10 protein-coding genes are annotated in these 14088 nt (G+C 43.3%); 7 read left to right on the top strand and 3 right to left on the bottom strand.

Annotation, left to right across the window (positions count from 1 at the left end):
* Positions 1–190 precede the first annotated feature (190 nt).
* The 5 genes from pulA to AB4232_RS01350 all read left to right on the top strand — a co-directional run bounded on the left by pulA (position 191) and on the right by AB4232_RS01350 (position 8854).
* Positions 191–3904: a pullulanase-type alpha-1,6-glucosidase gene (pulA, locus tag AB4232_RS01370; protein WP_372085785.1), complete on the top strand. Its 3714-nt coding sequence runs from the start codon at positions 191–193 to the stop codon at positions 3902–3904.
* Between the two features lie 273 nt (positions 3905–4177).
* Positions 4178–5944 carry an alpha-amylase family protein gene (locus AB4232_RS01365; RefSeq protein WP_372085783.1) on the top strand — a complete coding sequence of 589 codons (1767 nt, stop codon included), beginning with the start codon at positions 4178–4180 and terminating at the stop codon, positions 5942–5944.
* A gap of 455 nt (positions 5945–6399) precedes the next feature.
* Positions 6400–7203 (top strand): hypothetical protein, encoded by an 804-nt coding sequence (locus tag AB4232_RS01360; RefSeq protein ID WP_009845857.1) that lies wholly within the window; start codon positions 6400–6402, stop codon positions 7201–7203.
* Positions 7204–8061: a hypothetical protein gene (locus AB4232_RS01355; RefSeq protein ID WP_269336906.1), complete on the top strand. Its 858-nt coding sequence runs from the start codon at positions 7204–7206 to the stop codon at positions 8059–8061.
* A 547-nt stretch (positions 8062–8608) separates the two neighbouring features.
* Complete coding sequence (locus tag AB4232_RS01350) at positions 8609–8854, top strand: hypothetical protein (RefSeq protein ID WP_009845860.1); 246 nt, start codon at positions 8609–8611, stop codon at positions 8852–8854.
* Between the two features lie 165 nt (positions 8855–9019).
* On the opposite strand, the gene AB4232_RS01345 is transcribed toward AB4232_RS01350, so the two are convergent.
* From AB4232_RS01345 to AB4232_RS01335, 3 genes are all read right to left on the bottom strand, one after another.
* Positions 9020–9358, bottom strand: coding sequence for a type II toxin-antitoxin system RelE/ParE family toxin (locus AB4232_RS01345; protein WP_009845861.1), 339 nt, complete (start codon positions 9356–9358; stop codon positions 9020–9022).
* A gap of 11 nt (positions 9359–9369) precedes the next feature.
* Entirely contained in the window at positions 9370–9618 is a 249-nt protein-coding gene (locus AB4232_RS01340; RefSeq protein WP_009845862.1) for a prevent-host-death protein, read from the bottom strand.
* 173 nt (positions 9619–9791) lie between these two features.
* Positions 9792–10709, bottom strand: a complete 918-nt coding sequence (locus tag AB4232_RS01335; RefSeq protein WP_372085780.1) for a LysR family transcriptional regulator — start codon at positions 10707–10709, stop codon at positions 9792–9794.
* A 194-nt stretch (positions 10710–10903) separates the two neighbouring features.
* On the opposite strand from AB4232_RS01335, the gene AB4232_RS01330 reads away from it, so the two are divergent.
* Positions 10904–12535, top strand: coding sequence for an alpha-glucosidase (locus AB4232_RS01330; protein ID WP_372085779.1), 1632 nt, complete (start codon positions 10904–10906; stop codon positions 12533–12535).
* 367 nt (positions 12536–12902) lie between these two features.
* Complete coding sequence (gene malE, locus AB4232_RS01325) at positions 12903–14081, top strand: maltose/maltodextrin ABC transporter substrate-binding protein MalE (protein ID WP_009845865.1); 1179 nt, start codon at positions 12903–12905, stop codon at positions 14079–14081.
* The last annotated feature ends 7 nt before the right edge of the window (positions 14082–14088 follow it).

The raw sequence follows: 14088 nt of genomic DNA, 5'->3' as shown, positions 1-14088 counted from the left end.
TGGCTAACCAACTGTATTTTATGAGCTATTGAACCAATAAAAAAGCGCGTTAACCACCACAATCCGTGATATCGACACTAGGTTTCCTATTTTTACGGATTAAAAATAACTTAATACATAAGCGTCACAAATAGTGGAGCATCGTTAAGCCTAGGATATTCATCTTCGTAAAAAATATGGATATCAAAACGTGAACGAAATAAATACCAATAAACACGAGATTCTACAAAGTACCTTGAAGATTGCAAAAACAAAGAGCTTCAATATTGCGCAAACAAACAACTTCAAACGTTCAGCTTTAGCCAAGGCGATATTGCCTCTCGTCACCGCGACCTTGGTAGCAGGCTGTGGAAGCGACACTAGCAAAACAAACTCTGACAGCAATAGTCTATATAAAGCCGCTGAAAACGAAGTTGTTATTTATTACAAACGAGATGTTGCAGCGGCTCGCGCTTCTGGCTCGACCTACGACGGCTGGGGGCTTCACCTTTGGAATGGTGAAGGTTGTACGAGCACTGACTTAGTCGGCATGGGATTAGGTAACAATGGGACTGACTGGGATGTACCTTATGAATTCAAGGGCATCAATGATACCTATGGCGCCTACTACGTGTTGAAAGTCGACCCAGATGCATCCGACCCTCATAAGTGCATGAACTTCATCTTGCATAATGGCGGCGATAAGGCGTTTGGCAGCGCCAACTCGAAAATTGATCTCACCAAACTGAGTCAATCTCAATCTGTATTCGGTTTCCATGGCAGCAGCGCGCTGTACTACGAACCGATATCAGAACGCCCAGTTAAGATTGATGGCCAGAAGGCACATTGGTTGGACTCAAACACAATCGCTTGGGAAGCTGCAGACGGTGCCGATTCTCTCAAGTTGTTCTACGCACTCGATAACAGCATCACGATAAACGATGATAAGGCGATCGTCGGTGGGCAGGCCGTTGAACTCAAAAAAGATGGCAAGCTATCCTCTGCATTAAAAGAACGCTTCCGTCATCTAGCAAGCCTACCCGCTTTATCAATTGATGTTGACGCCAGCACGCTGCGCACCATCTTGAAATCTCAAATCATTGTTGTTGCGTATAATGTGAATGGCGACGTTATCTCTTCAACTGAAGTTCAAAAGCCCGGCGTACTTGATGCTGTATTTGCCAACAAAGAGACGGGTAACGCAATCGGAGAAACACTGGGGGCGATTGTGGAAGGCAGCACGACGACCTTCAAACTTTGGGCTCCTACCGCGCAAGATGTTGAACTCGTCCTCTACAGCGAAGACCGACAAAGTTCAAAAGTGATCCCAATGACGGAAAGCTTGGAAACAGGCATTTGGGCAACGGATTCAATTTCTAACGCCGTGAATAGTTATTACCGTTACCAAGTGAAGGTCTACCACCCAACCACTGGTAATATCGAAACTCGCCTTGTGACCGACCCATACTCACTCGGCTTGTCGAAGAATTCAGCATACTCTCAAGTGATTGACCTTGATGATTCAACACTGATGCCACAAGGTTGGGCTGGATATAAGCGCCCAACGGTGAAGAAAGACGAAGACCACGTACTGTACGAATCACACCTTCGTGACTTTAGCTTCAGTGATAAGTTAGGTACAGCAAGCTTAAACGGCAAGTACCTAGCGCTAACAGAAGCCGATCGTGAGTCAGTAAAACATTTGAAAGCTCTGAAAGATGCCGGTTTAACTACGCTTCATATCTTACCTGCATTCGATATCGCTACCATCAATGAAGATGATGCGAGCCGCGTGGATATCACCGACACCGTTAGCAAACTCTGTAACGTAAAACCAACAGCGACTTTATGCGGCACCGAAGATGAAAACAAAACCATCGAAGCCGTACTCAACAGCTATAACTCTTCAACAGGCGATGCCCAAGCTCTAATGAACGATCTGCGTATGTTAGATAGTTTCAACTGGGGCTACGACCCATTTCATTACACCGTTCCAGAGGGAAGTTACGCGACAGATCCTAACGGTTCAAAACGTATTCTAGAATTCCGTCAAATGGTTAAAGCTGCGCACGACATGGATCTGAAACTGATCATGGACGTGGTTTATAACCATACCAATGCGTCTGGCGTGAACGATAAGTCCGTACTGGATAAGATCGTCCCTGGGTATTATCACCGCCTGAATGTGAACACTGGTGGCGTGGAAAGCTCAACGTGTTGTGATAACACCGCAACTGAAAACCTAATGATGGGTAAGTTGATGGTCGACTCACTCAAGGTATGGGCTGACGACTATCAGGTTGATGGTTTCCGCTTTGATTTAATGGGCCACCAGCCAAAAAGCGTGATGGTCGAGGCATTGAAAGAAGTGCGCAAGATCGACCCAAATACCCTGTTCTATGGCGAAGGTTGGGACTTTGGCGAAGTAGCAAACAACGCTCGCTTCGAACAAGCCAACCAGATCAATATGGCAGGTACCGAAATTGGCACCTTCTCTGACCGTTTGCGTGATGCAGTGCGAGGCGGTAGCCCATTTGATGGCGGTGTCGATTCTGAAGGTAAGCACCCACTTCGTTTTAACCAAGGCTTCGGTAACGCCGCGTTTGCCAACGAAGAAACCAAGGTTGATCAAGACTCAGTCAACGGTCGTTTACACAACCAAGATCTTGTGCGCTTAGGCATGGCCGGCAACTTAGCCGAATACGTATTACTGGATTACAAAGGCGATACCAAGCTGGGCAAAAACGTCGACTACAACGGCGCACCTGCCGGCTACACCAAAATGCCATCAGAGAACATCTCTTACGTTTCCAAGCACGATAACCAAACTCTTTGGGATAACAACGCTTACAAAATCGCCGAAGGCACAAGCTCTGCAGAACGTGCTCGTATGCAGTCGGTATCGCTCTCGACCGTCATGTTGGGCCAAGGCATCCCGTTCATCCACATGGGTTCTGAACTGTTACGTTCTAAATCGATGCAGCGTGATTCTTACGACTCTGGCGATTGGTACAACCGTGTGATGTTTGATGGTACTGGCAATAACTGGAATGTTGGCTTACCTCGTGAAGACAAAGATGGTGCCAACTGGGAACTCATCAAAACCATCATTGCCGACAGCACAGCTAAACCAGCAAAAGAGGACATTGACCTAACCAAGCAGCAATTCCTAGAGCTGTTAAAAATCCGCAGCTCAAGTGAACTGTTCCGCTTAGACACAGCAGAAGAAGTCATGAAGCGTGTCGACTTCCGCAATGTGGGCAAAGATCAAATCGAAGGCCTGATCGTGATGTCTATTGATGACGGAATCTCCACAGGCAAAGACCTAGATACTACCGCTGATGCGCTTGTGGTTGTTGTAAACTCAACGAGTAAATCTCAATCGTTCAAGATCACGGGAGCAACGGGCTTTACACTCCATACCATTCAGCAGAACTCTGCCGATAACATCGTCAAAGGCGCCACCTTTTCCGCTGAGACTTTCACCGTACCGCCATTAACCACCGCAGTGTTTGTGCAAACTCAAGGCGCGTCACAAGGTGCTGGGTTATCGGTTGATAACTCACAAAAGGACGTATCTAAGATTCCGCCATATGGCAAAACGACCGTCTATGTACGTGGTGCAATGAACGGATGGAACCCGACGGACGCTTGGGCGATGAACTTCGTTGGTAACGGCGTTTACTCTGTCACTGGCGCTTTGGCTGTGGGTGAATATGGCTTCAAGTTTAGCGGTTCTACTTGGGGTATCTTGGATATTGGCTGTCACTCCGTCGACTTAGCTAAAGGCTCGATCAACATTGGCAGCGAAGGCGACTGTAAGTTGAATGTAACCGAAGCCGGCAACTACACATTCACACTGAATGCGATTCATCAACTCAATGACAGCGCAGAAAAAGCCGTGGTATCTGTGACGAAACAATAAGCTTCACATTCACATAATCATCACAGACGAGCCTGTTTTTTTGGGGAAAAGCGAGGGGAGGTATTAACCTCCCCTTTTTTTGAGCAGCCGCTCACATACCACAGCAACTACGCCCCGATTTTCTTACCCAAGGAGGATAAAGCCGCATTCTGATTAAGCTAGCCTCCTAACGATAACTTCTATATCAAATATAACGTCTATATCAAACATAACGTCTAGCACAGCTTCAACGACAAAGCCCTACAGCTCCACTTCTCGAGATGGAATATAAGTATGTACAACAAGAAACATTCAATCTATCAAGTTTTTACCCGTTTGTTCGGCAATCAGAATACACAGAACACACCTTGGGGAACCATTGAACAAAATGGCGTGGGCAAGTTCAGTGACTTCACCAATAAAGCGCTGACAGAAATTAGAGAACTCGGCATCACTCATATTTGGTACACCGGAGTACCACATCATGCTGTGATCAACGACTACAAGCACATCAGCATCTCAGACGACCATCCGAGCGTTGTAAAAGGACGGGCTGGCTCACCTTATGCCGTCAAAGATTACTACTCCGTAAACCCAGATCTTGCTGACAACCCAGCGCAGCGTTTACAGGAATTCGAAGCCTTGATCAAAAGAAGCCATGAAAATGGTTTGAAAGTCATCATTGATATCGTCCCTAACCACATTGCCCGTAATTACCAAGGCTTGAATAACCCAGAGGGCGTACGTGACTTTGGTGATCAAGATGACACGACGGTTGAGTATCATCGCAACAATAACTTCTATTACATTCCTGACAGCACATTTGAACTGCCCGAGATCGAACCTGCGTTCATTCCTCTTGGTGGCGAACAACATCCGAATTTAGCCTCACCGTTTATTGAATCCCCAGCCAAATGGACAGGAAACGGATCGCGCTTGAGCAAACCTAACTTCGACGATTGGTATGAAACCGTAAAGATTAACTATGGCGTGCGACCAGACGGTTCAAAAGACTTTCCTGAGCTTCCGGACGATTACGCGATGCGTGATCACCTCGCCCACTACCATTTCTGGCAGCAAGTTGATGTGCCGGATTCATGGGTTAAGTTTCGAGACATCGCCTTATATTGGTTAGAAAAAGGCGTCGATGGATTTCGCTACGATATGGCAGAAATGGTACCGGTCGAATTCTGGAGCTATCTCAATTCATCAATCAAAGTAAAGAATCAAGACGCCTTTTTGATGGCGGAAGTGTACCAACCGGACCTTTATCGTGATTACATTCGCTTGGGTAAAATGGACTACCTGTATGACAAAGTCGATCTTTACGACGGCCTAAAAGCAATTATGCAAGGTAAGGCTTCAACGGCAATCATCCCTGAGATCCAGCATCAAATGATGGACATCGAACACCACATGATGCACTTCTTGGACAACCACGATGAGCAGCGTGTCGCGTCTCCTGAGTTTGTTGGTAACCCACACATTGCCAAACCAGCCATGTTAGTCAGTGCGCTATTAAGTAGCTCTCCCACCATGATTTACTTCGGGCAAGAAGTCGGCGAACCGGGTGCGGAGAATGCAGGTTTTGGACAACCTTCTCGCACGTCTATATTTGACTACATCGGTGTTCCTCAACATCAAAAATGGATGAACGGTGGAAAGTTCGATGGTGGGCAGCTCAACGATGACGAAAAACAACTCAGACTCTTCTACCAACAAGTGATGACGTTTTCATTGAACCATTCATCGATGACCGGAGCGTACCAAGATTTACACCAATCCAATCAACTAAGTGATTCTGTTTATGCTTTCTTGCGTTTTGATAGCCAAGAACTGGTTATCGCCGCGGCTAACTTCAGCCAAAGCAAAACAGACCACATTCAGTTGAAGGTGACGGCAGAGGTTATTCAAAAACTAGGCATCGCTGACGGAAGCTATACGCTCCAAGAACATATTGAAGGCGTCCAACAACAGGCGCTGTATGTGGAAAATGGTGTCGGTTACTTCAGTGCAGAATTCCCCCCCCTAGCCGCTTTCGCTTGGGTGTTACCCCTTTAATCAATCGTTCTAAAAGTAACTGGTGATGACGGCGTTAAATCAGAGGAAACGGTACTTAACGTCGTCTTCGGATAAGTAAAATTCAGACGGTCGTTGGTTTTCAAAGCACGTTCTAAGCAGCTATGGCGGGTAGCTGTAACTTGTTTTTGCCCCAAAGCTTGTTGGCCCTTTTCAATAAGAAAACTGCGAGCTTGATTTATCCCTATCTAAGCTAATGATTCTCTAGAGTTGCTTATCCTGTTTCATACCTGCTTATGGTTTTACACAACCTTTTGATATAGGAGATGGTGATATGTTGAATGTTTCAACATATCACACAGAACTAACAAAAAAATCCCCGTATATTCAATTGATTATACGGATGTGCTTTGGATATAGTTGATGTAATAAGCAGCCAACATCAATATGTAAAGCTGTTAGCCCTTTTCCCTAAATTGTAAGAGGATCAATAATAAATGGTGGGAGGTACTTCAAATGGTACAGTTTATGCTCATGCTTGGTTTGCTGCATCAGCAAAAAGAGCCCTAGAAGCTGAAAATTTTGGTGATACTTGTGCGGGAATTACAGTAGTAACGTTAACTGCATTCATGGTTGAAAGTTATTTTAACTACATTTGCTCAAGATTATTAAACAAGAGCGAGTTAATTGAAGCTGTGCTTGATTCCGACTTATCACTAGATGTTGTAGCGAAACTTGATGATTGCGGAAAGAAATTAGGCTTCGAAGAAAGAGTTGCAAAAGCATATGGTATTGATGAGCGGTATGAGTTACTCGCTAATAATCTGATCAAATTTTCACATGGGCAAAAATCTAAACAATTAGCAAAGTGCTTCGAAGAGAGCGGAAAGGATGGCGCTGATTTTACAGAAATAGATAACAAATTCAGAATTCCACCTATTGTAAAATGTAAGGCAATCTTAGATACGGTATCCCGTGACGAGCGAAAAAATAATGAATTTGTAAATATAGTTGTTCGCTTGTTCTCGGCGAGAAATTCACTTGCTCATGGTAAAACTGAAAGTGTAAGCAATACCTTTACCATAGATGATGAAGAAGTATCGCCAGAAAGTTGTCCTTCAGTCATAGCTTCTTGGCAGGAGTCGTGTTCTTTGGAAAAAGCACAGAGTTACTATGGAACTTGTACTGAATTAGTGAACTATATTGGTAAGTTAGCATTAGATGAAGAGCACCCATTGTTAACATTGTCATCTCAGGTGTCAGGATTACAGGGCCATACAAAGCATTTAAGAGAAGCTTAGATGAAGAAAATTTTCAAATTAAAGCAATGGTTAAGCATCGATGATGTTGCTAGAAGATTATCTTATATCTGTGAAGAAGATGTATCAGATAAAGATATAGTTCAACTATGCATTGATGGAGAACTTGATATCTGTTGGCTTGTGAGACATGGCTGGGCTCGAGAAGCTGCAATGTATACAAGTCTTATTGGAGGATGGTTTTTAGAAAATATAACCCAAGATGTGACACATAAATCAATATTGGATTACACACTTGATGAATTAATGACCAATTACGTTTGTGGACCAAAGGCCATTAGCCTTTCTATTGGTTCATTATCAGATCCTTTCCGCATTGAAGGCCCTCTCAAGATACAGTTGAATACTGGCATTTTTAAAGATCATTTATTGTCCTTTATTACAGGGACAGATTCGGAGTTAGTTAACCTTGAAGGGTGCTTATTATTAGATTCAGAAGGACGGTATGTTCAGCCTGTCGACTTTTTAACTACTAATGATGGGGAGGCAGTATTCGATCGACTCGCTGAAAGAGCTTATCCCACGGATGATTTACCGGAATTTAATGAGTTAGTTGTACTACGTAAGGACTTGGAAGTCCTTGAGCAAAAGATAACAGAGCCAGAAAAAAGACTATTGAGAACACCTGAAGATACTTTAGTTTCTAGTTTAGGTTTAATGGCGTTAATGCTAAGTGAACAATCTTCAAAGTATAAAAAAGGAACAACGGCAAACTGTAGTCAAATTGCTCAAGATATCAGTAAATTGGCAGCTAGGCATGGTGTGGAGCTAGACAAGGCATCAAACCTAAACAGAGATATTTCAGCTGCATTAAAATCACTTAAAAAATGGCAGCCATAAATAATTTCGGCTAACCACCAAAAAGCCACATGAGTTCTGCACTATTGGGTTACTTAGCAAGAAGGAGTAACCTAATGAAAGTAAACTGGAAATCGACACTCATCTACATTCTTATATCAGTAGAACTTTATGTAGAAATTCGTTTTGATGACATGATTTTTATATTTGGTACGAGTATTACGAAATAATTCAGTTATCAAAGCAATCAAAGTGATGCATTACACTCGGCGGTTTTGGTACGGGGTTTAGTGTGCTTTGCTAGTACGGTGGGGCACACCTTATTACAGGCGTTACCTTCCATACCAAACCTAATCAATAACATTCTAATTTAGTAATATAACTGACTCACTTTTGTCCAAAACCGTTCCAGCACGATCTCAGTTACCTCATCCATTTCTAAGATAAACCGCTCCCGATTACATTCCACTGGTTTACTATTTTTCCATTCGCTTTTTATGGTTAAAATGCCTTATGGTACAAACAATCGAATTATAGATACTTGCGGGCTTTGCCGCAGGTATTCCTCATTTACACGAAAAGACTGATTATGAATTTTGATATCAATGCACTGAAACACCACCAACTGGTCGAAGATGGTCAACTAGAAGGGTGTTACCTTCATCAACCAGCACAGGGCAGCCAGCAAGACGATGACGCTGTTTTAGCAGAGCGCCAAGCGCTAGAAAAATTGGGGTATAAGGTAGTACAGGTACAAGCCAAAGGTGGGGCAACAACCTTTGCTGAAGCGATGCAAAAGTTTGCGAAGAAAACAGGTCACCAGACCAAAGAGTAAGCGAATGGGTGTAGAGGGGCTTTCTATTACGGCTGATAACCTTTGGATTTTAAAGCGAACACATCATAAAGCTTTTTAACAACAGCCGCTTAACTCGAATTAAAACACACCCCGTAAGTCACTAAACGGGGTTATAAGTACATGAGCTAAATCTCTGCTATAACTTTATTTATGTATGATGCAATAATCAACGAGAGCCATTGATATGTCTTGTTTTTGCCTTAATAAGACTAGGCCTGTAACCGTGCCATTATTCACCTCATAAAACAGCCTAAAACCCGATTTTTTGAACTCTCTGATACTAGTGACCCCCAACCCTACAAGCTCAGAACATCTAGAGTACATGTTAGGGTTATGGCTCACATTTTCTTCAAAGGCATCTAAAAGACTCTCAATCCCTTCAATGACTGATTTTTCATCATTCCATTGAGTTAGGTGATCAATCGAATCATTTAGCGAATTTTCAAATGTTTCCGTGTATTGAATTTCTACTTTATGAGTCATATTTACCTTTGTTACTTACGGGCAGCTAATCGACTTCTTAAATCTCTAGACGAAGTTACACGATCTTGAACAACATCATTTTTTGCAAAGCTAACCAGTTTCATTAGCGCAATGGCATCTTGACGTTTTTTATGGTCTTCATACGACTCAACTACATACGTAGGTTTTCCATTTTGCGTGATCGTTAGTGGTTCACTTAAAGGCAAGTTAGCCGCATTTTTTTTTAAGAAACTGACGGTTTCTACATTTGCTGTGTCCATAATCACTCACCCTGTTTGTATTTGTTGCTTTAGTTAGTTGAATGTCATCACTCATTCAATAGCTATATTGTACTACCCGATCACTACTAGTTCAAATTTAGACTTTATTTAAACTGCTCTGCACAACCAAGACTGGACGCTTACCCAAACGAGTTTCATATTTCATGCAATGCTTAATCAAAGTTGGCTTTTTGTAAGATCTCAATGAACGCCTTAATCTTGAGGTCTTCCGCTCCCTGTTTCGCGTAGAGGCCAACGTTTCCTAACTTAGAGTCATCAATCAGCAAGGTTTCGAAGCCTTTGTCTTTCATCCAGTCACACATTTTATGACTGTATGGCATGACAGCATTAGACATTCTCAACATATCTAAACTCGCAAAAAGAGAGTCAACGTCATAGACATCTCGCCCAACCACCTCAGTATCACGCCCGCCAGGCTGTGAATTTACGTGATCAGACAGTACAGAGTTATGTCGAGAGTGATCGGGGGTCACTTGGAGTATTGGAAACGCTAATGTCTCACGCCTTAACAAACTCGGATCTAAGTGTTTCTTCGTTAGCAACGGATGGTTGGCTCGAACAAACACCGCTTCTTTGTCTTGAAAGAGTGGGTAAAACGTTACTTTGCATCGCTCATGCAGCCCATAGATTTCATGGCCAACAAACAAGTCGATATCGCCTTGAACCAAATGGTGCATCAAAGACAAGTTGTTACCGAACTCCAAATGTAGCGAGCCCATTTTTTCTTGTTGCTTGTATTCCTCAACCGCCTTGCAAACAAATTGTTCCCACCAAGCTTCCCCGGTGCCGAGCTTCAATTTACCGGATTGGCGCTGCTGCATGTCGGTAAAGCGGTGCATTAAAGACAGATGCTTTTCTTGCTGTTCTTGTGCAAACTCCCGAAACAACAACCCGTACTCGGTAAGCTCAACGCCTTTTGACTTACGAGTAAAAATAGCCACACCAACATCACTCTCTAATTTTTTGATCGCAGCGGTCAAGGAGGGCTGGCTAATATTCAGCTTTTCCGCGGCACCTTTAATACTGCCAGTATGCGCAACCATCAGAAAGTATCGGTATAGCTTGTTCATAGGATTCTCTTAGTTTGCATTCGATCACAAAATGCGAGGTTAGAAATTCAACAAATTAAACCACTGAACACAGTGCGCAGCGGATAAAGCTCATGATATAGGATTTTTCTATAGAGAGCATTAGTAATGCTATTTCCCAGTGTAAGATGAAATCACTATAGTAAGGTCAATTAACTTATTAAGTGGACATTGAGATGGAACAGAAATGGTGGCATGACGCAGTGGTCTACCAAATTTACCCGCGTAGCTTTTTAGACTCGAATAATGACGGTATCGGTGACCTAAATGGAATCATCAGCAAACTCGATTACCTCAAAGAACTAGGCATTAATGTCATTTGGCTCTCCCCTGTTTATCAATCTCCAATGGACGATAACGGCTACGACATCTCCGACTACCAAGCGATTGCTGAAGAGTTTGGCACGATGGAAGAGATGAAACGACTGATGGATGAAGCGAAGGAACGTGACATTAAGATTGTTATGGATTTAGTGGTAAACCATACGTCAGATGAGCACCGTTGGTTCGAGCAAGCACGCTCTTCAAAAGACAATCCGTATCGAGACTATTACATTTGGCGCGATGCAAAACAGGATGGCAGCGCACCGGATGACCAAGGTTCGATCTTTGGCGGAAGTGCTTGGCAGTGGGATGAACTCACACAACAATATTACTTCCATCTATTCTCGAAACGTCAGCCAGATTTGAACTGGGAAAACCCGAAGGTTCAAGAAGAAGTTCATACTATGATGAACTGGTGGATTGACCTTGGCATCGGCGGCTTCCGCTTAGATGTGATTGATCTTATTGGTAAAGAGATCGATAAAGGAATCACTGGTAACGGACCAAGGCTGCACAAGCTATTACAACAAATGAATCAGGCGACCTTTGGTAACAAGGATTTGTTAACCGTTGGAGAAACTTGGGGCGCGACTCCAGAAATAGCCAAGCTATACAGCGGACAAGATAGAAATGAACTTTCTATGGTGTTCCAATTTGAGCACATTACCCTGACATGGGAGAACGGTGACAAATGGAACCCTATTCCGCTTGATCTTCGAGAGTTCAAAAATGTGCTGACCAAGTGGCAGCTAGAGCTGGCCGATGGTGGTTGGAATTCCCTTTTTTGGAACAACCACGATTTGCCACGTTTGGTTTCAAAATACGGTGATGACAAACATTTCCGAGTTGAGTCAGCAAAAATGCTGGCGACGTGTTTGCACTTCTTGAAAGGCACACCTTACATCTATCAAGGTGAAGAGATTGGCATGACCAATGTCGCTTTTGACAATCTAGACCAATATAAAGATATTGAAACGCACAATTTCTATAAAGTAAAAACGGAATCGGGTGTCACTCATGAACACATGATGGACGCCATTCACGAGAACAGCCGTGACAACGCTAGAACACCCATGCATTGGAACAACCAACCAAATGCAGGCTTCTCTGACGGAACACCTTGGATTGAGCTGAATCCAAACTACCCAGAGATCAACGTCGAAAGTGCGTTGGCTGATCCAAGTTCCATATTTTATCACTACAAGACATTGATAGAGTTACGAAAAGCTCACCCAGCGATTGTCTACGGTTCATTCATCCCTGTTTTTGAAGAACACGACAAGGTTTTCGCCTACGTACGTGAGTTGGATGGTGAAAAGCTGTTTGTAGTTTGTAACTTCTCAAACGACAACCTGACACTGGATATGCCTGAACAATACCAAACTCAGACGCTTGATTGTCTGATCAATAACTATCAAACGGTCACTGAGTTGTCAGCCAAGCTTGAACTGGCACCGTATGAATCATTTGCTGTAAAACTGTAATCATACGTTAAATTCAACACACCAAAGGCAAGGTTCTCCTTGCCTTTTTTATTACCCAAAGCCATCGATTCTCTCCAACATTTCACATCTTAACCTAAGCAACCTAACGCTTAGTTTTGGATGGCTTTCATCACCCAAAAATAGTTTGAGCCCGCCTTCACATTTCTCTATACGCGCCACTTCACAAAACTATGGCGATCGCCTGTAAAACAGCACTGTATCGGCATTGCTATAGTTTTTTACTATATCAAAGGTGCGTTTACCTATTTCTCAAAGGCTAAATTAGTCGATATTATTTTCAGCAGATAATAAGAACTGATAGAAGTGATTATCGTTATGGATAACCTTCTGAATATGGAATGAAATTATGAAACCTCTATTGAAAACACTGTCTATTTGTACCCTTGCTGCTCTTTTCAATGCACCGGCTTTTGCTATGGAAGAAGGTGAAATCACAATCTGGATCAATGGCGATAAAAGTTATGCCGGTCTTGCTGAAATTGGTAAACAATTCGAAGAAGATACCGGAGTGAAAATTAACGTTCAGTACCCAGATTCACTGGAAGCTAAATTCCAACAACACGCAGCAACAGGTGGCGGCCCTGACATCATTTTCTGGGCACACGACCGTTTTGGTGGCTACGCAGAATCAGGCCTACTTCACGAACTTAACCCAAGTAAAGAATTCAAAGAAAAGCTTGTCGACTTCAGTTGGGATGCGGTGACAGTCAACGGTAAAGTTGTGGGCTACCCTCTAGCAATCGAAGCACCTTCTCTAATCTACAACAAAGACCTACTTCCAAACCCACCAAAAACATGGGAAGAGCTTGCTGACATTCAGAAAGAGATGGCTAAGCAAAACAAAAAAGCCATCATGTGGGATGTGAAAAATGCGTACTTCACATGGCCGATGATTTCTGCTGGTGGTGCCTTCGCGTTTGAAAAAACAGCAACAGGCTATGACGCTAAAAGCACAGGTGTTAACAATGCAGCGGGTGTTCGCGGCCTTCAATTCTTAGTTGATATGGTAAACCAAGGGGTAGTTAACCCGAATATGGATTACTCAGTCGCAGAAGCAGAGTTCACCAATGGCAATGTGGCGATGACCATTAATGGCCCTTGGTCTTGGGGTAACTTAGACAAGCTTGGTGTTAATTATGGCGTTGCTGAACTGCCGACATTAAATGGCGGTAAAGGTAACCCATTTGTTGGAATCCTAAGTGCGGGTATCAATGCTGCGAGTCCAAATACTGATCTTGCTGTCGAGTTCTTAGAAAACTACCTATTCCAAGACGACGCTCTGAAAACCATGAATGATGACAAGCCTCTTGGCGCGGTGACACTAAAATCATTCCAAAAAATTCTTGAGAGCGATGATCGCATCAAATCAACCATGACGAATGCTGAAAACGGCGAAATCATGCCAAACATTCCGCAAATGACGGCTTACTGGTTCGCTGAAGGTGCGGCTATCGATAACGCAATGCAGGGTAAGCAAACCGTTAGAGAAGCACTAGACACAGCAGCGAAACAAATCACCAAATAACCTTTCT

The organism is Vibrio sp. 10N.286.46.A8 (genome assembly GCF_041470165.1).
GTDB lineage: Bacteria > Pseudomonadota > Gammaproteobacteria > Enterobacterales > Vibrionaceae > Vibrio > Vibrio tasmaniensis_A.
The sequence above is the reverse complement of the archived record's forward strand: the minus strand, read 5'-3'. Positions and strand labels throughout refer to the sequence as shown.